Below are 21,430 nucleotides of genomic sequence, written 5' to 3' on the forward strand. Positions count from 1 at the left end.
TTAGATTATAGCGTTATTTTTCGCCACTTCCCGACTGCACATTCAAAGTGCGACGGTCAGGCCAAGGCGCAGCGTGCGCGGCGCACCGGGGAGCAGGTAGACATGCCCGAACTGATAGGGCGATTCCTTCCAGTAGCGGCGGTCGAACAGGTTGTCGACCGACAGCGTCCAGCTCGCGTTCGCACCGCGCAGCTTCGTGTCGTAGCGCAGCACCGCATCCACGCGCGTCCATGAAGGCAGTGTGATCGAGCCATCGGGCAGCACGTTGCGGCGGCCCTCGTACGAGAGCTGGCCCGCCACCTCGAGGCCCGGCACCGACGCGAAGCGATAGGCCGTCTGCGCGCGCAGCACCTGCTTCGGCACATTGGTGGGCGACTGTCCATTGAGCGCCGGATTCGCCGTGCTGCCGCGCCGCTTGGCATCGATCAGCGTCACGCCGCCGCCGATGCGCCACGGACCCTGGCTCCATTGCGCGCCGGCCTCGAGGCCGCGATGCACCGCCTTGCCGTCGTTGCGCACCTCGCACAAGCCGCTGCACAGGTCCATGTTGGTCAGCGGCCGCGAGATGTCGAACCACGCGAGCTGCCAGTTGAAGGCGTCGTTGCCGCCCTTGATGCCGAGCTCCCATTGTCGCGAGCGCAGTGCGGGCAATGCCTGTCCGGCGTTGCTGTATTGCGAGATCCTGTTCGGCACCACCTGAGACTCGACACCACGGCCCCAGCTCGCGTAGGCCAGAAGCCCCGGCTGGATGGCGTAGCTGGCCGCGATCCAGGGCGTGGTCACGCTCTGCTTGTAGCCCGTCGGATTCGAGCCGTCGTTGCCGATGCTGCTGCGGTCCAGTCGCGTGTGGCGCGCGCCGAGCCAGGTGGTGAAGCGGTCGTTCCAGCGGATCGCGTCCTGCACCGAGAACTCGGTCGAGCGTTCGTCCCGGTTGGTCTGCGGTGTGGTGGCGTCGGGGGCCGGTGGCACGATGGCCGTGCCCCAGATGTTGCCGGTGCCCGCGTAGTTGTAGGCCTGGTTGTCGAAGCGATTGCGCACGCGGCTCTGCAGCAGGCCGAAGCCGAGCTCGTGCCGAACGCTGCCCGTCGTCACGTTGCCCTTGAGGTTGATGCTGCCCGCCGTCTGCGTGCGGCGCTCGTTCTCGCTGCGGAAGTCGTAGACGTCGAAGGTGCCGTCGGAGCAGTAGCGGTCGTAGTTGCCCTCGGCGCCGCAGCCGAAGGCGTAGGCCAGGCGGTCGTCGGTCTTCAGGCGCTGCTGGCCGATCTGCGCGCTCCAGCGCCAGTCGGCGTTCAGCGCCTGGCTGAAGCGCACCGTGCCCGTCAGCGCCTTGAACACCGAAGGCTGCGACCACGGCTGGTTGTTGAGGTTCATGCGCGGATCGACCGGCGCTGGCAACACGCTGCCCAGCAGGCTGTAGCCGTTCTGGCTCGGCTGCGTCTTGCGGCTCTGCTCGATCTCGAACTCCAGCACCGAGTCGCGCGTGATGCGCCAGTCGGCCGCGAGCGAGAACAGGTTGCGGTTGCCGTCGAGGTTGTGCGTCAGCGGCTTGAGGTTTTCGCTCGCCACGTTGAGCCGGTAGCCGAACTGGCGGTTCTCGCCGAAGCGCCCGCCAAGGTCGACGGCGCCGAGCACGCTGCCGCGGCTCGTGGTCTCGATGCGCACCGTGCGCAGGTCCTGCTCGGTGGGCCGCTTCACGACATAGTTGACCAGCCCGCCCGGCGCGCTGGTTCCGGCCTGTATGCCGCTGGTGCCGCGCAGGATCTCGACGCGTTCCTTGTTGTCGAGCGGAATCGAGGTCTCCGCACTGATCGGCAGGCCTTCGCGCCGGTAGTTGAAGCGGTTGTCGAGCACGAAGCCGCGCACCGTGAGGTAGTCCCAGTAGCCTGCCGAGTTGTACGCGTCGGTCACCGATGAGTCGAACTGCGTGAGGTCGGCTAGCCGGCGCGCGCCGCTGGCCTGCAGCTGCTGGCTGTCGATTACCGTGGCTGAGATCGGCAGCTCGCGCAGCGGCACGTCGCCGAAGCCGCTCACGTCGGCCTGCGGTGCGGCCGTGCCCTCGCTGACGGTGATTTCCGGCAGCGCGGATTGCTGTTGCGCATGCGCGGCACACGTCGCGCCGAAGAGAACAACGGCCAGGGCACGCGAGACGGGCGAGAGCCGATGCCGGCTGGAGGAGAGGGAAGGGAACTCGGTCTTTTTCATTCTGTTCATTTGCCGGCGACGGCGCCATCGATGGCAGTGATCCATTGCGCGGCCGTGGCCTCGGGGTCATCGGCCGCGACCAGCGCGCGCACCACGGCGACGGAGCCCACGCCCGTGGCCAGCACCTCCGGCAGCCGCACCGCGTCGATGCCGCCGATGCCGACCTGCGGATAGCCGCGCAGCAGCCGCGCATAGGCGCCGAGCCGCGCTACGCCCTGCGGCGCTGTCGCCATCTTCTTGAGCGTGGTCGGGTACACGGCGCCCATGGCGATGTAGCTCGGGCTCACCTTGTCGGCGCGAACCATCTCCGCATAGCCGTGCGTGCTGACGCCCAGGCGCAGGCCGGAGGCGCGCAGTTGCGCCAGTTCATCCGGCGAGAGCGCGTCGAGGTCTTCCTGGCCGAGATGGATGCCATAGGCGCCGGCCGCGATGGCGACCCGCCAGTGATCGTTGATGAAGAGCAGCGCGCCGGTACCTTGCACCGCCTCGACGGCCGCCTGCACCTCGCGCTCGACGGCCGCGCTGTCGTCCGACTTGAAGCGCAGCTGCACCGTCGGCACGCCCGCGCGCGCCATGCGGCCTACCCATTGCGCATCGGGCAGCACGGCATAGAGGCCCAACCGTTCGCGGCAAGGCGGAAACGCGTCGTCGCGAGCGGCAGGAGGAAAGGGGCGCATGCCGAAGTCTTCGGGCGCGTCGGGCCACAGGGCGGCATCGAAGCTGCTCAGGCGTTGCGTCTGGGCGCGCCAGGCATGCGCCAGGCATTCGGCGTCGATCTCGATGAAGCCGAGCGCGGAGCAGGCTCGCTTGGCGCCGCGGTACACGGGGTCGTCCGAGGAAAAGCTCGGTGCGCTCACGGGCGCGGACGTGATGGCACCGAAGCGCAATCCGTGCGCCGCGACGATGGCCTGCGCGACGGCGCTGGAATCGAGTGCCGTGCTCATGATTCGTGATGCCAGAAAGGCGTGCCCAGCACCGGCGTGCTGGGCTGCGCTGCCTCTTGCGCGGCCATGGCGCCGGCGCGGTGTGCGCTGCGCCCGGCCTGAACCGCGTCGGCAAAGGCGCCGGCCATCGCGACCGGGTCCTGCGCCAGCGCGACGGCCGTGTTCAGCAGCACGCCGTCGTATCCCCACTCCATCACCTGGCAGGCATGCGAGGGCAGGCCCAGGCCCGCGTCCACCAGCATCGGCACCTTCAGCCGGTCGCGCAGCACCTGCAGCGCGTATGGGTTGACCGGCCCGCGGCCGGTACCGATGGGCGCGGCCCAAGGCATCACCGCCTGGCAACCGACATCGACCAGCCGCTGGCACAGCACCAGGTCCTCGGTGCAGTAGGGCAGCACCTTGAAGCCTTCGCGGATCAGCTGCGACGCCGCATCGACCAGGTTCAGCGTGTCGGGCTGCAGCGTGTAGTCGTCGCCGATCAGCTCCAGCTTGATCCACGGCGTGTCGAACAGCTCGCGCGCCATCTGCGCGGTGGCGACCACCTCCTGCACGCTGTGGCAGCCGGCGGTGTTGGGCAGCACCGGCACGGCGAGCTTGCGCAGGAGCTCCCAGAAGCCGTTGCCGAGCTCGCTGTTGCCCGAACCCTGACTGGCCGTCTGCCGGCGCAGCGAGGCGGTCAGCATCGCGGGCTTCGCACGCTTGACGGCGGCTTCCAGCAGGTCGGGCGAGGGATAGCGCGCGGTGCCCAGCAGCAGCCGGCTGTGGAAGGTCTCGCCGTAGAGCACCAATGGGTCGTTCGTGGTCGTCATTTCTCTTGTCTCCTTCGTTCAGCCGCCCGTCACGGGGCGGATCACCTCGACGCGGTCTTCGGGTTGCAGCGTGCGCGCGGCGTACGCCGAGCGCGGCACGAATTCGCGGTTCACGGCCACCGCGAAGGGCGGCGTGGCTTCCAGCGCGGCCAGCGCGTCGGTCAGCGTCGCCTGGTCGGGCAGGGTGAAGGGCTTGTCGTTGATCAGGATGTTCATCGTCATGTGTCGGAGATCTCCATGCCGAAGCTCTCTGCAAGCGGCGAGTGGCCCTGCGAGAGCAGCTCCATCGCGGCGTCGAGCATCGCGGGCGCGATCATGAAACCGTGCCGGTAGAGCCCGTTGATCTGCAGCACGCGCGGCTGCGGCAGGCGCAGGGCAGGGAGGTTGTCGGGCAGCGTGGGCCGGCACTGCGTCGCGATCTCGACGATGCGCGCCTCGGCGAAGCCGCTGTGCACGGCATACGCGGCGCTCAGCAGTTCGAGCGTGGAGCGCACGCTGGCCGGCGACATGTCGTCCGACTCGATCTCGGTCGCGCCGATCACGAACAGGTTGCCGGGCTTGGGGGCGATGTAGAGCGGGTAGCGCGGATGCACGAGGCGGGTGGGGCGCTGCAGCGTGACTTCGGGCGCATGCACGCGGATCACCTCGCCGCGCACGCCGCGCAGTGCATTCCACTGGGGACGGGCACCGAGGCCGCGGCAGTCGATCACCCAGTCGGGCTGGCCGTTCGTGCCGGGCGAGAAGTCCGCAGGCGCACGCGGCGATTGCCAGTGAAGCGTGACGCGAGGGCTGGCCTCGAGCGTGGCGAGCAGCGATGCCAGCAGCGCGCGGTTGTCGAGCTGACCTTCGCCCGGAAGGAAAAGGCCTTGCGCGAAGCGCTGTCCCAAAGAGGGCTCCAGCGTGGCGATCGCACGCGCGTCGATGGATTGCATCGGCTCCAACTCGGGCACCTGCTGGCCCGTGTTCGCGAGCACGCGCGCGAGCCGCGCCGCCTCCGCGGCGTCCTGTCGATGCCAGAGCACCAGCGTGCCTTCGCGCTGGAAGAACACGGGCTGCGCCAGCGGCGCGAGCAGGCTCGGCCAGCGCGACAGCGCATGCTGCCCCATGCGCACCACCGACACCGGTGCCACTGCCGATTCGGCCAGCGGCGCGAGCATGGCGGCGGCCACGCGCGCCGCCGCGCCTTCGGCCTCGCGGCTGCCAGCCTCGAACAGGTCGACCTTGCAGCCAGCCCGCGCCAGCGTGACGGCAAGCAGCCGTCCCATGAGACCGGCACCGAGGATCGCGACAGAGTCGAAAGGAAGGCTCATGCAGAGGCTCCTTCGCGTCGCCGATAATTTTCGGCATGACCCAAGGCATCACCCAAGAGCCCACCCAGCGCTACGCACGCGTGCTTTCCATCGCCGGTTCCGACAGCGGCGGCGGCGCCGGCATCCAGGCCGATCTCAAGACCTTCGCCGCCCTGGGCTGCTACGGCATGACGGCCATCACCGCGCTCACCGCACAGAACACGCTGGGCGTCTCGGGCATCCACGGGGTGCCGTCCGACTTCCTCAAGGCGCAGATCCAGGCCGTGGTCGAAGACATCGGCGTCGACGCCGTCAAGCTCGGCATGCTGCATGCGCCCGAGGTGGTCGAGGTGGTGGCCTGGGCCATCGACCGCTACCAGCTGAAGAACGTGGTGCTCGACCCCGTGATGGTCGCCACCAGCGGCGACCGCCTGATCGCGGCCGAGACGGTGCAGGTGCTGGTGCGAGAGCTGTTCCCGCGTGCCGTGGTCGTCACGCCCAATCTCGACGAAGCGGCCTTGCTGGTCGGCCATGCCATCGAAGGCATCGATGCGCTCGACGGCGCTGCCGACGAACTGCTTGCGCTCGGCGCGAAGGCCGTGCTGCTCAAGGGCGGCCACCTGCCGGGCAACGAAGTGGTCGATGTGCTGCTGCAGGCCAGTGGCGAGCGCACGCGGCTGGCTTCCGCCCGCATAGAGAGCCGCAACCTGCACGGCACGGGCTGCACGCTGTCGTCCGCCATTGCCGCGCACCTCGCATTGGGCGCGACGCTGCCCGAAGCGGTCGAACGGGCGCGCGCCTACATCCTCGGCGCGATGGCCGCGGGTGCGAACGTGAAGATCGGCGCGGGTCATGGCCCCCTCAACCACGGCTTTGCGCCAGTGCCGACGCACCGCGTTGCGCTGAAGGCCGGCTGAGCCAGGCGAGCACGAAGGTCGCGGCCAGCGTCGGCAGCGCGGAGCCGAATTGCGGCGCCCACTTCGCGAGCGCGTGGTAGGCCGCGATGCCCGCGACCCAGATCAGCGCCGCGCCGAAGTCGATCTTGCGCCGCGCGCCTTGCGGCGACACCGCCTCGCCGCTGCCGAGCCGGCCGATGATCACGCCGTACAGTGGCACGAACACCGAACTCAACAGCAGCAGGAAGGGCTCCAGCGTGTGCATCGGCAGCACCAGAGCCAGTGCGATGCACAGCGCCGCAAGCAACAGCCCCCAACGCTTCACGCTCCAGCGCGGCAGCAGGCTGTGCGTGGAGACCGAGCCCGAGTAGACGTCGCCATACGCGTTGTCGAGCTCGTCGATCAGGATCAGTCCCAGCGCCACGAGGCCGCCCTGTGCCAGCAGCAGCGCGGTGACGAGGCCCGTGCCCGGCTCGGCCACGCTCACCACCATCACGCCCAGCGCGTAGCACCAGACGTTCGCCACCGCATAGCCGATCCATGTACCGCCGAACGCGCCGCCGAGCCCGCCAGTGCTGCGCTTGCCGTGCCGAGCGTAATCGGCGACCAGCGGCAGCCACGACACCGGCATCGCGATCACCAGGTCGAGCGCGCTGAACATGCCCATCGTGCCGTCGCCCGGGCGTGCCCAGAAGGCATCCAGCCCCTTGGCCTGCAACTGCGTCGCGAACTGCCACGTGAGCCAGAGCAGCGAAAGCACCACCAGCGGGAGGCCGAAACGGCTCACGAAGCGCCGCACCAGCTTCACCATCGAGCCCGCGAGCAGTGCCAGCAGCACCGCGCCCCACAGCAGCGTGGTCAGCACGCCGCCCCAGAAGTCGCCCAGTGCCGGGCCCACGATCGTCTGGCCGATGGCCTGGGTGCCTTCGCGCATCACGACGAGCTCGAAAGTGGTCCAGCCCACCAGCTGCACGATGTTGAGCAGCACCGGCAGCCGCGCGAAGGCGCTGCCGTAGGTGGCATGCATCAGGCCTGCGCTCGCCAGGCCGCTCTGGCAGCCCAACCGTGCCGTCCAGGCCAGCAGGCCCGTGCCGATGCATGAGCCGAGCACGATCGCAATCGCCGCGTCGCGCGTGCCCACCGCCGGCACGAGATAGGCTCCGATCTGCATCACCAGCAGGCCCACGCCGAGGCTGAACCAGAGCGAGGCGTGGTCGTGCCAGCCAAATACTCGCTGCGAGGCGGAAAGCGGCGTCAGCGCTTCGTTGGAGACGGCTGCGCTGCCGGCGCTGTCGTTGTTGTCATGTGCCATCCGTTTGCTCCAGTGCAAAAGGTTTGGCAGGTGGGCGAGGCCCCAGTGGCGCGGCTTTCACGCGAGAAGGCGTGAGAGGCCACCGGACCAGCTTCCCTGCGCGAGGATTACCTCAATCAGGTTCAAAGGGACTTTCTCAGCGAAGCCGTGAAACCGGCTCAGCACCCCTAGCGAGCGGAAATTTTACGCTTTCTGCGGCCAGAGCCCATTAGCGAGAACTTTTTGAGCCCGGACGTGTGGTTCGCGCCTCATCTTCTTCTTGAGTGTTGCAGTGCAGCACTGCACTCCGAAGAAGAACCGCGGGAACCCACGCGGATGTGTTGCGAATGTTCCCGTATTGACAGGAAAGTACGCGTTTAGGAAGTCCATCATGCAGAATACGCGGCACCAACGATGGGCGGCATGATCGCTTTGGCGCATGAAGAGTCACCGTCGACAAGAATTTTCACAATGAATGTGAGGGGTGCGGAATGGGAGAGCCTATCTGGAGGGTGAGCCTGGCGTTGCTGACGGCTGCGTTGGTCTCTTGTGGGGGCAGCGGAGGAGGTTCCGCCGACTTGACTGGTGGCTCGTCGCTGTCCTCGCCGCCGACCAGTGCTCTTGCCACGAATCAGGGCACAAATTCGAAGGCGGACCCTCAGTCCGAAGGACTGGGGATTGCTCAAGCAGACTCGCAGGGGGGAATTGCCGCCCTGCAAACGCGAGGCGCAGACGTCGCCGCGGTGTTCGAGCAGACGATGCGTGGCGGTGATGCGCGGCCCTACGCAACGTTGGACACCAGTGGCTTCGGTATTCCCAGAACCATGGTGTACGACGCAGTCCATGGCGATATCTACGCCTCATACTCAAGCACTTTTTGGGCAGTCGGACTGAGCGCCATTGTTCGGTTTCGCTCGGATGGCGTCTCCTGGTCGAGTTCCTCGCTTTCGATTCCCGGCTTGCGTGACATTGCATTGGCACCGGATTCAAGCGTTCTGGCCGCAACCGATGCCAGCAATCACGTTCATCTGATTGACCTGGCCACTTTCAGCGTGAAGAGCAGCCACTTGTCTACCTTTGGTGTCGGGGACGAAGGTAACGTCACGGAAGGGAGCCTTGCCATCACCAAAGATGGCAAGCTATGGATGCCAACGGGCGGTACGACATGGCATGGCCTGGGATTCTTCGACCTGAAGACTCTCAAGTTCTCGGAGCCACTGCCCAGTTGTTGCCACGGGGGGCCCTTCCTGGCAGTGTCTCGTGACGGTGCACGACTGATGGTGGCCCCGTCGGCCTCCATCTCGCCCGCACCAGCCATGCTCTACATGGATGCGGAAGATGGGATCTTCCGGACAAACCCGATCGGACTGACCTTCTTCTATTACCTGACGAGTGTGAGCGACAACGGAAATCGCTTCCTCATGGGGGGTGACGCGGTCTACGACAAGGCATTCGGAACAGTGGGCAGGTTGCCTCAGCCCTCGACCGGTATCAGGGCCGCTCAGTTGTCTGCGGACGGGCGTCGCGCGTACGTTCTGGAATATGCCGTTGAACCTGGCTCTTCGGCATTGCCCATTGTTCGAGCCTTCGATACAAGCATGAAGGCTGGCACACAACTCACGCTGCCGGAGATCGGAAGCTTCACCTTGCCTGAAGTGCCTGGCTGCCAGAGCGCCAGTTATCCCGACTACGAGTGCTATCGCCCGCGAACGCGTGTGACTCCCGATGGCAAGAATCTGCTGATCCTCGGTAGCAAGAAGCTGGTCGTGGCCCCCATTCCCCTCGCACTACGCTCCTTCAGGCCGGCGCCTGCAATGTGATCATCGCGTGCTTGGTTGTCGAAGGCAATCTTCGACAACGAAAGTGCGGTTGCCATTGCCCGTGAGGTCTTGACCGGCATTGCTGATGCGGTCGCCGGCAGCGGGCAAGAATCGCTGTCGCGATAGCGCATCTGGCAGCGCTACGAGGGATTCAAGAATGAAAGAATATTTCCGGCGTACGGGTCGGATGGATGTGTCGTCCGAGCCTCCGCAGCACACCCGCCTGCGGCGCTTCAGGGTCGACGTAGGCACCATCATCTGCGCCGTCGCGCTGGTGCAATCGCTGCTGCTCGTGGCTTTCGGCTACTGGGCGGCCGAGAAGCTGGTGTCGAAGGTGGGCACGGGCGCGCACAAGATCAACCACGACCGCGTGGAGGACAACGTGCTCGCCTTCCTTGCCAAGACGGAAGGCGTCATCCGCTCCATAGCGGATTCGCCCAGCGTCCATGTCTGCGGCGAGGACGGCGAGCAGACCGCCGAGATGCTCTGGACCATGCTGGAGCAGACCCCCGAGCTCGACAGCATCAACGTGGCCACCGACCATGGCCATGTGCTGATGGCGGTGCGCTACCCGGTGCCAGCCATTCGGCAGGTACTGCGCGGGCCCGAGTTCAGTACCGAGACCTGGCACTACAAGGATTCGCCCGATCTGGAGGGCGGCGATGCGAAGCAGCGCTTCGCGACGACCTCGATCTCGGCCTACCGCAGCGACTTCGATCCCGAGAAGCGCACCTGGTATGTGGAGGCCATGAAGGCGAAGGGCCCCGTGTGGACCCAGCCCTTCCTGATGAGTGATGCGCAGGAACTCGCCATCGGCCATGCACGGCCGGCCGGGCGCGTCGACGACGAAGGCCACAAGCGCGGGCTCGTGGTCGACGCCAACGTGTCGCTGGGCCATCTGTCGAGGCTGATGCGCGTCTCCGGCGCGCTGGGCAGCGGCGAGAGCGCGCTGCTCAGTTCCGACCACCACGTGATCGCGCGCAGCGACCACCCTGAGCCGGCGCGCAAGCTGGAGTCGCCCGAAAGCGGCGTGCTCGGCGCCATCCACGCGCACATGCTCGCGGCCAGCACTGCTGGCGGCGCCGACGACATGGCCTTCTCCATCGAGCACGAGGGGCGCCGCTACCTCGTGCAGACCTCGCACCTGCCGCACACCCGCTGGCAGCTCGTGAGCTGGGAGCCCGAGGACCTGCTGCTCGGCGGCCTGCAGCGCTCGGTGCTCTGGTCGCTGCTGCTGACGGTGAGCTTTCTCGGGCTGGCGCTGTTCATTTCGCTGCGACTGTCGAAGCTGGTGACCGGGCCCATCGAGAACCTCTCGCGCGTCGCGCGCCGCATCGGGCGGCTGGAGCTCGACAACCTGCCGATCGAACCCAGTCGGGTGCTGGAGATTCAGCACCTCAACCAGGCGCTGGACGAGTCGGCGCGCAGCCTCAAGGCCTTCAGCAAGTTCGTGCCGGTGGACATCATCCGGCAGCTCGTGGCCGAAGGGCACGCGCTGGGGCCCAGCGGCTCGCCGCGCCGCATCACCGCGATGTTCACCGACGTCGAAGGCTTCACCAGCATCTCGGAGTCGATGCCGGCCGATGTGCTCGTGAGGCAATTGACCGAGTACTTCAACCTCGCCGCCGGCATCTTCGCGCGGCATGGCGGCGTGATCGACAAGTTCATGGGTGACGGCATCATGGTGCTGTGGGGCGCACCCACGGAGCTCGAAGACGCGGAGTACCGCGCGTGCTTGGCGGCGCTCGAGCTGCATGCCGAGATGAACGCGCTCAACGACAAATGGCGCGCCGAGGGCCTACAGGAATTCCGTACGCGCGTGGGCATCCACACCGGCCACGTGATCGCGGGCGTGCTCGGCTCGAGCGACCGCCTGTCGTACACCGCCATCGGCGACGCGATCAACGCGGCGAGCCGCATCGAGGGCGCCAACAAGGAACTGGGCACGCGCACGCTGATTTCCGAGTCCACCTTCGAAGGGCTGGGCGGCCGGCTCGCCACGCGCCGCATCGAGGAGTTGGCCGAGCTGCGCGGCCGGCAGACGCGCATGGTGCTGTACGAGCTGCTACAGGTCGAGCACCAGCCGGGCTGAGCGGGCCCGCGAGCAGCAGGGCAGGAACTGGTCGTTGGCGGCCTGTTCCTCGGGCGTGAGGTAGAGGTCGCGATGCTCGACTTCACCCTCGAGCAGGCGCGTGAGGCAGGTGCCGCACACGCCCTGCGCGCAAGACACCGGGATGTCGATGCCTTCGGCCGCCAGCGCGTCCACGACGCTCAGCGAGGCCGGCACGCGCACCACGCGGCCGGAGCTGCGCAGTTCGACTTCGAACTCGTCCTGCGGGCCGGTCGTCAGCGCGACGCCGGAGAAGTACTCGAAGTGCACCTGTGCATCCGGCCATTGCAGTTCGCGCGCGGTGGCTCGCACTGCGTCCAGAAAGCCTTGCGGACCGCACACATAGATGTGCCTGCCGGGCGCCGGAGGTCCGATGGTCGCGGCCAGGTCGAGCCGTTGGGCCGGCGGGCCATCGTCGTGGTGGAAGAACACCTTGTCCGCGAACGCACTTGCCTCCAGCCGCCGCCGGTACGGCGCCCGTGCAGCGGTGCGGCTGCAGCAATGCAGCGCGAAGCCTGCGCCCAGCGTCGCCAGCCGCGTGGCCATCGACAGCAGCGGCGTCACGCCGATGCCGCCGGCCAGCAGCAGGCTGTGCGCTGCGCCTTCGTCTAGCGGAAAGTGATTGCGCGGCGGGCTGATGTTCAGCACCGCGCCCTCGTGCACCGCGTCGTGCATCGCAAGGGAACCGCCGCGCGAGGCGGCGTCGCGCAGCACGCCGATCTCGTAGTGCCCGTCCTGCGCCGGAAGGTTGCACAGCGAATACTGGCGCACCAGTCCGCCGGGCAGCGCCACGTCGATGTGCGCGCCGGGCGCGAAGGCCGGCAGCGGGGCGCCGTCGGCCGAAACCAGCCTGAAGCCGGCCACGCCTTCGGCCTCGACCGTCTTGCGCTCCACCCGCACGGCGATGGTCCGGCCCCCGCCCGCCGCGACTGCGCTCATTCGCGCACGAGGAAGTTGCCGGCGTCGAAATGCACGGGCGGCGTCGCGGGGTCGAAGCTCACGCCGGCCGGGTCGCGGCCTTCGCGCACCGCGTCGAGCTGGCGCTGCAGCAGCCGGCGCAGCATGACGATGCCGCGGTCCGAGCTGGCCAGGTGCTCTTCCGAATGCGCGGTGATCGCACCCTGGCTCACCTGTGCCTCGTAGTCGCCCGGGAAGGCGCGGTGCTCGGCCTCGGTCAGTTCTTCCCACAGCTTGCCGTTCAGCCGCGAGCGCACGCGGGCTAGGTCGCCGGGCGTCTTCACGCGGCCCACGGTGTAGATGCGGAAGCTGTGGTCGTCGATGGGAAGCACCCAGCCGATGGATTCCACTCGGCCATAGGCTGCCACGCGGGGGTTCGGCACCACGCGCAGCGTGGGCAGCACCGGGCCGGCCACGCGGCGGAAGGTGCTGCCGTCCTCTGTCTTGCGGATCGAGATGATCTTCACGCCGGTCTCGGTGCTCTCGAAGGTCACGTCGGGCATCTGGCCCATCAGCGCGACGAACTGCGTGCCGCTGAAGCTGCCGTGCAGCACGGGCACGTGGAAGGGGTCGGCCACGTTCTCGTAGTGCTGAAGCCAGTTGCACGGAATGACCTGCGGACCGCCGCCGCCGATGCTGTTGCCGTCGGCCTCGAGCGTTTCGCCTTCGTCCAGCGTCTCCAGGCAGTCGTAGCGCGGCAGCACGGGCTTCTTCTCTGCCGGGCCGAGGTAGGCCCAGATCAGGCCGTACTGCTCCTGCACCGGATACCAGGGCTGGCGCACGCGGCCGCGGCTGCGCGCGCCGCCATCGGGCTCGCAGGGCTGGTCGACGCAGTGGCCCTGCACGTCGAACATCCAGCCGTGGTAGCAGCAGCGGATGCCTTCATCCTCGACGCGCCCGTAGTAGAGCGAGGCGCCCCGGTGCGCGCAGCGCCAGTGCACCAGGCCCGGACGGCCCTTCTTGTCGCGGAAGAGGATCAGGTCTTCGCCCAGCACGCGCACCTGGCGCGGTGTGTCGGCGGCATCGGCGGCCAGGCCGATGGGGTGCCAGTAGCGGCGCAGCAGTTCGCCCATGGGCGTGCCGGCGCCGACCTCGGTCAGCTCTGGCTTGTGGCTCGGCGGCTTGCGGCCGTAGGCGGTGCCGGTATCGAAGGCGATCGGCTGCCATTCGGTGGGGGATGCGGATGCGACGGTGCTCATTCGGGAGTGACTCCTGCGGCCTTGATCAGGTCCGCGACACGGGGAAAGTCGGCCTTGTAGCTGGCCCTGAACTCGGCGGGCGTGCTGCCCAGCGGCTCGAATCCGAAGCCGGCCAGGCGCTCCTGGATGTCGGGCATCTTCGTGATCTCGCGCAGCGCGCTCGACCATTCGTCGAGCACGGGCTGAGGTGTCTTTGCCGGCGCGTACACGCCGATCCAGCTGTCGAGGTCGAAGCCCGCGAAGCCCTGCTCGGTGAAGGTGGGCACGTTGGGCATCGAGCGCACGCGCTGGCGGCCGGTGATGCCCAGCACCTTGATGCGGCCGGCCTGCGCGAGGCCGCGCGCGGTCGACGGGTTGGCCCAGGCCACGCCCAGCGCCTCGCCGAACATGTCGTTGTGCGCGGCGGCCTCGGCCTTGTAGGGCACGTGGACCAGGTCCAGGCCGTTCTGCCTCGCCAGCAGCTCGCCGAACAGGTGCGCGTTGGAGCCGTTGCCCCAGGTTCCGTACGAGATGCCGGGGTGCGCCTTGGCATAGGCCACGAATTCGCGCACGTTCGAGAACGGCGCCGAGGCGCGCGCGATCAGCATCGGGCCGCCGGTGGCCAGCTGCGAAAGCGGCTCGAAGTCCTTCACCGGGTCGTAGGGCAGCTTCGGCTGCAGCACCACGTTGTTGATGTGCGTGAGCGGCAGCGTGAGCAGCACGGTGTAGCCGTCGGGCGCTGCCTTGGCGACGGTGTCTGCGGCAATGGTGCCGCTCGCGCCGGGCCTGGCCTCGACGATCACCGGCTGGTTCCAGCGGGCCTTGAGCTTCTCGGCGTAGACGCGGGCGATGGTGTCCATCGGGCCGCCGCCGGAGCCGAACGGGATGATGCGCACCACGCGGTTGGGAAAGTGCGGGGCCTGCGCGAAGGCGGGCAGGGCGAGTGCCGCGAGGCCGGCGCCGAGTGTGCCGAGCGCGCGGCGGCGGGTGGTCCCGCCCGGCGGCGAGGGTCTGAACCGATTCATCGTGTGTCTCCAGTCGTGATGTACTTGTGCGCTCGACGATACGGACAGCCCGCCCCATGGGCAATTCGAAGCTTTGAATATGAGATATGGCCCAACGTGATATCCGCAGCCTCGACGTCGGCATGCTGCGGACCTTCGATGCGCTGATGCGCGAGCGCAGCGTGTCGCGCGCGGCGACCCGCCTTTTCCTGAGCCAGCCCGCGGTGAGCGCCTCGCTCAATCGCCTTCGCGACACCTTCGGCGACCCGCTCTTCACCCGCACCGCTCACGGCGTGGAGCCCACGGCGCGCGCGCAGGCGCTGGCGGGGCAGGTGGAGCGCGTGCTGGCCGACCTGTCGGCGATGCTGGAGCCCGGCGAGGGTTTCGACCCGGCGGCCTCGCAGCGCATCTTCCGCATCTCGGGCGGCGACTACGCCAGCCACCTGCTGCTGCCGAGGCTGGCCAACGAGCTGGTGGCGAACGGCTCGCGCATCCGCATCTACTGGGAGACCAGCTCCTTCCTCACGCTGACCGAGCGCCTGCGCAAGGGCGACTTCGACATCGCCGTGCTGCCGCGGCTGCAGCCGCCGAGCGACTGCGAATCGGAACTGCTGTACGAAGACCGCTACGTGGTCGCGGTGCGGCTGGGCCACCCGACGATGACGCAGCAGGCCACGCTCGATGCCTTCTGCGAGGCTCCGCACGTGTTCCTGGGCTACGGCAGCTCGGCGCTGGACGATCTCATCGACCAGGTGCTGGCGCGGCTGGGGCGCACGCGCACCATGAGCGTGGCGATGACCAGCTTCGGGCAGATCGTCGATCTGCTGGCGCAGACCGATCACGTTGCCGTGATGCCGCTGCGCGTGGCGGAGCGCTTTCGCCACCTGCTGGCGGTGCACCCGCTGCCTTTCGAGCTGCAGGGCTACCGCTCGGTGGTGTGCTGGAACCGGCGCTCCAACTCCGACGCCGGCGTGCTGTGGCTGAAGGACGCGCTGCTGCGCATCGGGCGCGACGCGCCGGCCGAAGGCGCCGCTACCGGGCCCTGACCCGGCGCGCGAAGGCTTCGAGCCCGTCGATGGTGATCTGGATGTGCCGCTCGAAGCTGCTGTCCAGCGGCACCGTCGTGCCGTTGTCCCAGCGCAGGATGAAGGCCTTGTTGGCCAGTTGCGTCAGGTTGCGCGTGAGCACCGGATGGTCGAGCGGGCGGATCGTGTGCACGCGCTCGCGCAGCTCCTCGGCCCAGGCCTGGGTGTTGTCGGCGGGCAAGGGCGAGAACTCCATCGTCAGGAAGCCCAGCATCGCTGCCACCACGCAGTTGTAGGCCTCCAGCAGCGGCTCTCCCTCGAAGCCGGCTTCGGTGAGCGCGGCCAGCACGCCTTCGACCAGCTCCATCGGCAGGCTGCCGTTCGATACCAGCTGCGCGCCCAGCAGCTGCGCCACGTTCGGATGTCGCCGCACGGCGGCCCGGCAGCGCCGGAACAGCTCGGCGATCCAGTCCTTCCAGATGAGCTTGCCAGGCGGCGGCGCAACCTCGGCCATGACGAGCGCGGCCACCTCGGCCAGCAGCGCCTCGCGCGTGCTCACGTGCCAGTGCACCGTGGCCGGGTAGACGTCGAGCCGCGCCGCGACCTCGCGCATGCTGAAGGCGCCGAGGCCGAATTCGTCGATCTGCGCCAATGCTTCCTCGGCGATGCGCTGCTTCGTCAGGCCTGCGCCGCCGGCAGGGCGGCCGGCCGTGCGCGGCTTCTGGGGTTTGGAGGGCGAGGGCTTCGTCATGGTTGCAGCCATTGTGCGGCAGTCGGGTTGACTGTATAAATAAAATAAATTGAGCATCGATCAATAAATCGCGCTGCAAGAGACGGGCGCATCACCTCCGAAGGACATCGCCATGGCCCGCACAGACATCGATCAAGCCCTCGCAGCAGCGCACCGGCGCTTCACCGAAAGCAACCCCGCCAGCTTCCGCCAGTTCGAGGAACAGGCGCGCTACATGCCCGGTGCCAACAGCCGCTCGGTGCTGTTCTACGCGCCGTTCCCGCTGACCATCGCACGAGGCGAGGGCGCCACGCTGTGGGACGCCGACGGCCATCGCTATACCGACTTCATCGCGGAGTACACGGCCGGCGTCTACGGCCACTCGGCACCGGAGATCCGCGAAGCCGTCGCCGAGGCGATGAAGGGCGGCATCAACCTCACGGGCCACAACCTGCTCGAAGGACGGCTGGCAAGACTCATCTGCGAGCGCTTCCCGCAGATCGAGCAGCTTCGCTTCACCAACTCGGGCACCGAGGCGAACCTGATGGCTCTCACCGCGGCGCTGCACTTCACTGGCCGCCGCAAGATCGTCGTGTTCTCGGGCGGCTATCACGGCGGCGTGCTGGGCTTCGGCGCCAAGCCGTCGCCGACGACGGTGCCCTTCGACTTCCTCGTGCTGCCCTACAACGACACGCAGACGGCACGCGAGCAGATCGAGCGGCACGGCCCCGAGATCGCCGCCATCCTGCTGGAGCCGATGCAGGGCGCCAGCGGCTGCATTCCGGGTCGCCTGGAGTTCCTGCAGGCGCTGCGCGAATCGGCCACGCGGGTCGGTGCGCTGCTGATCTTCGACGAGGTGATGACTTCGCGCCTGGCGCCGAACGGGCTGGCGAACAAGCTGGGCGTCCGTTCCGACCTGACCACGCTGGGCAAGTACATCGGCGGCGGCATGTCCTTTGGCGCCTTCGGCGGCCGAGCCGACGTGATGGCGCTGTTCGACCCGCGCACCGGGCCGCTGGCCCATTCGGGCACCTTCAACAACAACGTGCTGACGATGGCGGCCGGGCACGCCGGGCTCACGAAGCTGTTCACGCCGGAGGCGGCTGGTGCACTGGCCGACAGGGGCGATGCGATGCGGAAGCGGCTCAACGCGCTATGCGCCGGTGAGGGCGTCGCGATGCAGTTCACCGGCATCGGCTCGTTGATGAACGCGCATTTCGTGGGCGGCGAGGTGCGCAGCACCGACGACCTGGCATCGGTCGATGCCCGCCTGCGCCAGTTGCTCTTCTTCCATCTGCTGAGCGAGGGCATCTACACCTCGCCGCGCGGCTTCGTGGTGCTGTCGCTGCCGCTGACCGATGCGGACATAGACCGCTACGTGGCCGCCATCGGCAGCTTCATCGGCGAATACAGGGAGCTGCTGCCCCACGCCCAAGGCTAGCTGGTCAGCGGGAGCCGGCCACGCCCAGCAGCTCGTGCAGGCGGGTGCTGGTGGTCGTGTACTGCAGTGGCACGGCCTTGCCGGGGAACACGATGGCCGTGGCACCCCAGGCGGCCAGCGTGGCCTCGTGGAAGCCGCAGACGATGAGCTTCTTCTTGCCCGGGTAGGTGTTGATGTCGCCCACCGCGAACACGCCGCGTTCGCGGGTTTCGTACTTCTCGGTGTCGACCGGCACCTGCTTGCGCTCCAGCTCCAGGCCCCAGTCGGCGATGGGGCCGAGGCGCGGCGAGATGCCCAGGCAGGCGACCAGCGCGTCCAGCGGCAGGTCGACGGTGGTCGCGTCAGGCGTGGCGATCAGCAGTTGCTTCCCATCGAAGGCCGTGGGCTGGCCGACCTTGAAGGCCAGCTTGCCGGCGGCCACGAGGGCGCGCATGGCCGTGACGCTCGCTTCCTCGGCCTGGAAGCCGTCGCGCCGGTGCACCAGCGTGACCTGCTTCGCGATGGCCGTGAGCGCAATGGCGGTTTCGAGCGCGATGTCGTCGCCACCATTGACCACGACCGCCTGCCCGGCAAAGCGGTCCAGCGAATCGGGGTGATAGAAGAGCGAGCTGCCCTCGAACTGCGCGATGCCCTCGATGGCAATGCGCTTGGGCACGAAGGCACCGACGCCGGCCGCGATGAACACGGTCTTTGCGAGGAATGCCTTGCCTGCCGACGTGGTCAGCAGCAGCCGCCCATCGGCCTCGCGAGCCAGGGTGGAAACCTGCTCGCCGAAGTGGAATTGCGGCTTGAACGGCGCCACCTGCTGCAGCAGCGACTGCGCCAGGTCGCGCCCGCTGGTCACGGGCGTGCCGGGAATGTCGTAGATGGGCTTGTCGCCATACAGCGCCACGCACTGGCCGCCTGCGGCGGGCAGTGCATCGACGATGTGGCAGGAGATTTCGAGCAGGCCCAGCTGGAAGGCCTGGAACAGCCCCACGGGGCCGGCGCCGACGATCAGGGCGTCGGTCTCGATCGGAAGCGCGGCGGGGGCGGCGGGCTGGTTCAGCGCACCAGCTCCCCGATCTTGTCCGTCTTGTCCTTCCACTCCTCGGCGTCGGGCAGGGCGGGCTTGCGCTTGGTGATGCTCTTCCAGCCGTCGGCCTGGGCCAGCTCGGCGTTGATCTTGATGAAGGCGATCTGGTTGGCCGGCAGGTCTTCCTCGGCGTAGATCGCGTTGACCGGGCACTCGGGGATGCAGACCGCGCAGTCGATGCATTCGTCCGGGTCGATCACCAGCATGTTGGGACCTTCGCGGAAGCAGTCGACGGGGCAAACGTCCACGCAGTCGGTGTATTTGCAACGGATGCAGGCTTCGGAGACGACGTGGGTCATTTGTCTTTTAACGTCAGGGTGATGTCGGGGGAAACCCGGGATTTTAGGCCTTTGCGGCGGAGGGCTGCACGAGCACGGCAGCGGCGGTCTTGTGGGAGGCCGTATCGACCAGCACCAGCGAGCCCAGCGCACGCGATTGCGTGAAGGGCAGCACGGCCAGCGGCTGCTGCAGCGCGAGCACCACGTCGCCGATGGCGTTGGCCTCGATCTGCATTGCCGGCTCCGATTCGAGCGTCGTGATGTTCACGCGATCGACGATGCGCGCCACCTTGGCCTTCACCCAGCGGTGGCCCTGCAGCGCCCAGTACACGCGGCCCGCGACCAGCGGCTCGTCGTCGAGCCAGGCCACGGTGGCGGTGATCTCGCGCACCGGCTCGAAGGCGCTGGGCGCCAGCAGCCAGTCGCCACGCGACACGTCGACCTCGCGGTCCAGCACGATGCCGGCGCTGTGGCCGGCATGCACCGCCTTGGGCTGGCGCGTGTGGCTCAGCACCTGGGCGACCGTGGCGGTCTGGTTGCTCGGCAGCACGGTCACGCGCTGGCCCGGCTCCACGTGGCCCGAGGCGACGCGGCCCCAGAACACGCGGCGGCCCTGCGAGGTGTCGGCCGACGACGAGAACTTCTCGACCCACTGCACCGGGAAGGCGAAGGGCACGGCCTCGTCCTGCGCCGTCACGGGCAGGTCTTCGAGCAGCTCGAGCAGGCTGGGGCCTTCGTAGCCGACCCAGTCGGCATGGCGCGTGGCCACGTTCCAGCCCTTGAGCGCGGAGATCGGCACGATGGCCGCCACCTGCACGCCCGCCGCCTCGGCAAAGGCGTTCAGCGCGGTCGAGATGCGCTCGAAGGCCAGGCCGGCATCGGCGATGGCGTCGAGCTTGTTCACCGCGAACACGATCGACTGCACGCGCAGCAGGTGCGTGAGCAGCGTGTGGCGGCGCGTCTGCGGCAGCAGCTCGCGCTTGACCACGGTGCCGTCTTCCACCTCGGCGGCCCAGGCCAGCTTGGTCGCGTCGACCAGCACCACGGCGGCGTCGGCGGCCGAGGCGGCCGTGACCATGTTGCGCGTGTACTGCTCATGGCCCGGCGCATCGCCGATGATGAACTTGCGCTTGGCGGTCGAGAAGTAGCGGTAGGCCACGTCGATGGTGATGCCCTGTTCGCGCTCGGCCGAGAGACCGTCGGTCAGCAGGGCCAGGTCGGTCTCTCCGCCGCGCTGCACGCCGGCCAGCTGGTCCTGCAGCACCGTCTTGCTGTCGACCAGCAGGCGGCCGATGAGCGTGCTCTTGCCGTCGTCGACCGAGCCGCAGGTGATGAAGCGCAGGGCGGTGCCGGTGTCGCCGTGGACGTCGTTGGTCACAGGGGTAGCAATCGTCGCGCTCATCAGAAATAACCGTCTTTCTTTCGTTTTTCCATGGATGCTTCGGACGTCATGTCGTCCATCCGCGTGGCACCGCGCTCGCTCACGTCGACCGACAGCGTCTCGAGCACCACGTCGCTCGCGTCTGCCGCCAGGCTTTCCACCGGGCAGGTGGTGGTGATGTCGCCCACGGTGCGGAAGCGCACGTCGCGCACCTGCACCGTCTCGCCGTCGCGCGGCGGGGTGAGATCGGTCACCGGCACCAGCAGGCCGCGGCGCTCCACCACTTCGCGCTTGTGCGTGTAGTAGATCGAGGGCAGGCCGACTTCCTCGCGGGCGATGTACTGCCACACGTCGAGCTCGGTCCAGTTCGAGATCGGGAACACGCGGAAATGCTCGCCGGGGGCCAGGCGGGTGTTGAACAGCGTCCACAGCTCGGGGCGCTGGTCCTTGGGCTGCCACTGGCCGAAGCTGTCGCGGTGCGAAAAGATGCGTTCCTTGGCGCGCGCCTTTTCCTCGTCGCGGCGGGCGCCGCCGATCAGCGCGTCGAAGCGGAATTCCTCGATCGCCTCCAGCAGCGTCACCGACTGGTGCGCGTTGCGCGACTCGCCCGGGTGGGCCAGGCGCACGGTGCCGCGCTTCATCGAGTCTTCCACGCTGCGCACGATGAGTTCGGCGCCCAGTTCCTTCGCGCGCTGGTCGCGGTAGGCCGTCACTTCGGGGAAGTTGTGGCCGGTGTCGATCATCAGCAGCGGGTAGGGAATGCGGCCGACGCCGAACGCCTTTTCCGCGCACTTCAGCAGCACCAGCGAGTCCTTGCCGCCCGAGAACAGCAGGGTGGGGCGCTCGAAGGCGGCCGCCACTTCGCGCAGGATGAAGATGGTTTCTTCCTCCAGCGCATCGAGGTGCGTGTTGGACAGGTGCGCGGGCGGCAGCAGCAGATCGGTTTCGGTACGGGCGTTCATCGGAGGATGGGGTGCTGGATGCGGTTGGTCGAGGCGAT

At 68.0% G+C, this 21,430-nt stretch carries 19 protein-coding genes and 1 riboswitch; of the genes, 5 read left to right on the plus strand and 14 right to left on the minus strand.

Features of this window, described 5'->3' with window-relative positions; all coding sequences use genetic code 11:
- Positions 1 to 42: 42 nt before the first annotated feature.
- The 5 genes from SFB74_RS15015 to SFB74_RS15035 are packed head-to-tail and all read right to left on the minus strand — an operon-like array spanning position 43 to position 5,265.
- Positions 43 to 2,202, minus strand: a complete 2,160-nt coding sequence (locus tag SFB74_RS15015; protein WP_432731572.1) for a TonB-dependent siderophore receptor — start codon at positions 2,200 to 2,202, stop codon at positions 43 to 45.
- Between the two features lie 5 nt (positions 2,203 to 2,207).
- Positions 2,208 to 3,146: a thiamine phosphate synthase gene (thiE, locus tag SFB74_RS15020; RefSeq protein ID WP_432731573.1), complete on the minus strand. Its 939-nt coding sequence runs from the start codon at positions 3,144 to 3,146 to the stop codon at positions 2,208 to 2,210.
- Positions 3,143 to 3,955, minus strand: coding sequence for a thiazole synthase (locus SFB74_RS15025; protein WP_432731575.1), 813 nt, complete (start codon positions 3,953 to 3,955; stop codon positions 3,143 to 3,145). Before SFB74_RS15025 ends, thiE begins: the two co-directional genes overlap by 4 nt.
- A gap of 18 nt (positions 3,956 to 3,973) precedes the next feature.
- Entirely contained in the window at positions 3,974 to 4,177 is a 204-nt protein-coding gene (gene thiS, locus SFB74_RS15030; protein WP_432731576.1) for a sulfur carrier protein ThiS, read from the minus strand.
- Complete coding sequence (locus SFB74_RS15035; protein ID WP_432731577.1) at positions 4,174 to 5,265, minus strand: FAD-dependent oxidoreductase; 1,092 nt, start codon at positions 5,263 to 5,265, stop codon at positions 4,174 to 4,176. The genes thiS and SFB74_RS15035 overlap by 4 nt, the downstream gene beginning before the upstream one ends.
- A 35-nt stretch (positions 5,266 to 5,300) precedes the next feature.
- On the opposite strand from SFB74_RS15035, the gene thiD reads away from it, so the two are divergent.
- On the plus strand, positions 5,301 to 6,161 hold the full coding sequence (gene thiD / locus SFB74_RS15040; RefSeq protein WP_432731578.1) for a bifunctional hydroxymethylpyrimidine kinase/phosphomethylpyrimidine kinase: 861 nt from the start codon (positions 5,301 to 5,303) through the stop codon (positions 6,159 to 6,161).
- Here the strand turns inward: thiD and SFB74_RS15045 are convergent.
- Complete coding sequence (locus tag SFB74_RS15045; protein WP_432731580.1) at positions 6,106 to 7,452, minus strand: purine-cytosine permease family protein; 1,347 nt, start codon at positions 7,450 to 7,452, stop codon at positions 6,106 to 6,108. The two genes, thiD and SFB74_RS15045, sit on opposite strands and share 56 nt — an antisense overlap.
- Positions 7,453 to 7,528: 76 nt before the next feature.
- Positions 7,529 to 7,631: riboswitch (TPP riboswitch) on the minus strand.
- Between the two features lie 378 nt (positions 7,632 to 8,009).
- On the opposite strand from SFB74_RS15045, the gene SFB74_RS15050 reads away from it, so the two are divergent.
- Both SFB74_RS15050 and SFB74_RS15055 read left to right on the plus strand, forming a co-directional pair.
- The gene (locus tag SFB74_RS15050; protein ID WP_432731582.1) at positions 8,010 to 9,251 is read left to right on the plus strand and encodes a hypothetical protein; all 1,242 of its coding nucleotides are present in this window, start codon (positions 8,010 to 8,012) and stop codon (positions 9,249 to 9,251) included.
- Between the two features lie 157 nt (positions 9,252 to 9,408).
- Entirely contained in the window at positions 9,409 to 11,343 is a 1,935-nt protein-coding gene (locus tag SFB74_RS15055) for an adenylate/guanylate cyclase domain-containing protein (RefSeq protein WP_432731584.1), read from the plus strand.
- Here SFB74_RS15055 and SFB74_RS15060 read toward each other — a convergent pair.
- The 3 genes from SFB74_RS15060 to SFB74_RS15070 are packed head-to-tail and all read right to left on the minus strand — an operon-like array spanning position 11,317 to position 14,521.
- A complete protein-coding gene (locus tag SFB74_RS15060; protein ID WP_432731585.1) occupies positions 11,317 to 12,300 on the minus strand; it encodes a PDR/VanB family oxidoreductase in 984 nt (327 codons plus the stop codon). The two genes, SFB74_RS15055 and SFB74_RS15060, sit on opposite strands and share 27 nt — an antisense overlap.
- A complete protein-coding gene (locus SFB74_RS15065; RefSeq protein WP_432731586.1) occupies positions 12,297 to 13,517 on the minus strand; it encodes a Rieske 2Fe-2S domain-containing protein in 1,221 nt (406 codons plus the stop codon). The genes SFB74_RS15060 and SFB74_RS15065 overlap by 4 nt, the downstream gene beginning before the upstream one ends.
- A complete protein-coding gene (locus SFB74_RS15070) occupies positions 13,514 to 14,521 on the minus strand; it encodes a Bug family tripartite tricarboxylate transporter substrate binding protein (protein ID WP_432731587.1) in 1,008 nt (335 codons plus the stop codon). Before SFB74_RS15070 ends, SFB74_RS15065 begins: the two co-directional genes overlap by 4 nt.
- A gap of 86 nt (positions 14,522 to 14,607) precedes the next feature.
- On the opposite strand from SFB74_RS15070, the gene SFB74_RS15075 reads away from it, so the two are divergent.
- Entirely contained in the window at positions 14,608 to 15,546 is a 939-nt protein-coding gene (locus SFB74_RS15075; RefSeq protein WP_432731588.1) for a LysR family transcriptional regulator, read from the plus strand.
- On the opposite strand, the gene SFB74_RS15080 is transcribed toward SFB74_RS15075, so the two are convergent.
- Positions 15,533 to 16,276: a TetR/AcrR family transcriptional regulator gene (locus SFB74_RS15080; RefSeq protein ID WP_432731589.1), complete on the minus strand. Its 744-nt coding sequence runs from the start codon at positions 16,274 to 16,276 to the stop codon at positions 15,533 to 15,535. The genes SFB74_RS15075 and SFB74_RS15080 overlap by 14 nt on opposite strands.
- A gap of 112 nt (positions 16,277 to 16,388) precedes the next feature.
- Here SFB74_RS15080 and SFB74_RS15085 point away from each other — a divergent pair, with 112 nt between their 5' ends.
- Positions 16,389 to 17,696, plus strand: coding sequence for an aspartate aminotransferase family protein (locus tag SFB74_RS15085; RefSeq protein ID WP_432731590.1), 1,308 nt, complete (start codon positions 16,389 to 16,391; stop codon positions 17,694 to 17,696).
- Positions 17,697 to 17,700: 4 nt separating this feature from the next.
- Here the strand turns inward: SFB74_RS15085 and SFB74_RS15090 are convergent, their stop codons facing one another.
- Genes SFB74_RS15090 through cysD form a run of 4 tightly spaced genes read right to left on the minus strand, consistent with a single transcriptional unit; the run spans position 17,701 to position 21,392 of the window.
- Positions 17,701 to 18,783: an NAD(P)/FAD-dependent oxidoreductase gene (locus SFB74_RS15090; protein WP_432731591.1), complete on the minus strand. Its 1,083-nt coding sequence runs from the start codon at positions 18,781 to 18,783 to the stop codon at positions 17,701 to 17,703.
- Positions 18,741 to 19,070 carry a ferredoxin FdxA gene (fdxA, locus tag SFB74_RS15095; protein ID WP_126019243.1) on the minus strand — a complete coding sequence of 110 codons (330 nt, stop codon included), beginning with the start codon at positions 19,068 to 19,070 and terminating at the stop codon, positions 18,741 to 18,743. Before fdxA ends, SFB74_RS15090 begins: the two co-directional genes overlap by 43 nt.
- Positions 19,071 to 19,113: 43 nt before the next feature.
- Positions 19,114 to 20,451: a sulfate adenylyltransferase subunit 1 gene (locus tag SFB74_RS15100; protein WP_432731592.1), complete on the minus strand. Its 1,338-nt coding sequence runs from the start codon at positions 20,449 to 20,451 to the stop codon at positions 19,114 to 19,116.
- Positions 20,451 to 21,392 (minus strand): sulfate adenylyltransferase subunit CysD, encoded by a 942-nt coding sequence (gene cysD, locus SFB74_RS15105; RefSeq protein WP_093302669.1) that lies wholly within the window; start codon positions 21,390 to 21,392, stop codon positions 20,451 to 20,453. The genes SFB74_RS15100 and cysD overlap by 1 nt, the downstream gene beginning before the upstream one ends.
- Positions 21,393 to 21,430: the final 38 nt, after the last annotated feature.

Source organism: Variovorax xiamenensis (genome assembly GCF_050916385.1).
Taxonomy (GTDB): domain Bacteria; phylum Pseudomonadota; class Gammaproteobacteria; order Burkholderiales; family Burkholderiaceae_C; genus Variovorax.

Bases quoted from the DNA above. Each gene is read 5' to 3' on its own strand.
- SFB74_RS15015 (WP_432731572.1), bottom strand. From the start codon at position 2,202: ATGAAAAAGACCGAGTTCCCTTCCCTCTCCTCCAGCCGGCATCGGCTC.
- thiE (WP_432731573.1), bottom strand. From the start codon at position 3,146: ATGAGCACGGCACTCGATTCCAGCGCCGTCGCGCAGGCCATCGTCGCG.
- SFB74_RS15025 (WP_432731575.1), bottom strand. From the start codon at position 3,955: ATGACGACCACGAACGACCCATTGGTGCTCTACGGCGAGACCTTCCAC.
- thiS (WP_432731576.1), bottom strand. From the start codon at position 4,177: ATGACGATGAACATCCTGATCAACGACAAGCCCTTCACCCTGCCCGAC.
- SFB74_RS15035 (WP_432731577.1), bottom strand. From the start codon at position 5,265: ATGAGCCTTCCTTTCGACTCTGTCGCGATCCTCGGTGCCGGTCTCATG.
- thiD (WP_432731578.1), top strand. From the start codon at position 5,301: ATGACCCAAGGCATCACCCAAGAGCCCACCCAGCGCTACGCACGCGTG.
- SFB74_RS15045 (WP_432731580.1), bottom strand. From the start codon at position 7,452: ATGGCACATGACAACAACGACAGCGCCGGCAGCGCAGCCGTCTCCAAC.
- SFB74_RS15055 (WP_432731584.1), top strand. From the start codon at position 9,409: ATGAAAGAATATTTCCGGCGTACGGGTCGGATGGATGTGTCGTCCGAG.
- SFB74_RS15060 (WP_432731585.1), bottom strand. From the start codon at position 12,300: ATGAGCGCAGTCGCGGCGGGCGGGGGCCGGACCATCGCCGTGCGGGTG.
- SFB74_RS15065 (WP_432731586.1), bottom strand. From the start codon at position 13,517: ATGAGCACCGTCGCATCCGCATCCCCCACCGAATGGCAGCCGATCGCC.
- SFB74_RS15070 (WP_432731587.1), bottom strand. From the start codon at position 14,521: ATGAATCGGTTCAGACCCTCGCCGCCGGGCGGGACCACCCGCCGCCGC.
- SFB74_RS15075 (WP_432731588.1), top strand. From the start codon at position 14,608: ATGGCCCAACGTGATATCCGCAGCCTCGACGTCGGCATGCTGCGGACC.
- SFB74_RS15080 (WP_432731589.1), bottom strand. From the start codon at position 16,276: ATGACGAAGCCCTCGCCCTCCAAACCCCAGAAGCCGCGCACGGCCGGC.
- SFB74_RS15085 (WP_432731590.1), top strand. From the start codon at position 16,389: ATGGCCCGCACAGACATCGATCAAGCCCTCGCAGCAGCGCACCGGCGC.
- fdxA (WP_126019243.1), bottom strand. From the start codon at position 19,070: ATGACCCACGTCGTCTCCGAAGCCTGCATCCGTTGCAAATACACCGAC.
- SFB74_RS15100 (WP_432731592.1), bottom strand. From the start codon at position 20,451: ATGAGCGCGACGATTGCTACCCCTGTGACCAACGACGTCCACGGCGAC.
- cysD (WP_093302669.1), bottom strand. From the start codon at position 21,392: ATGAACGCCCGTACCGAAACCGATCTGCTGCTGCCGCCCGCGCACCTG.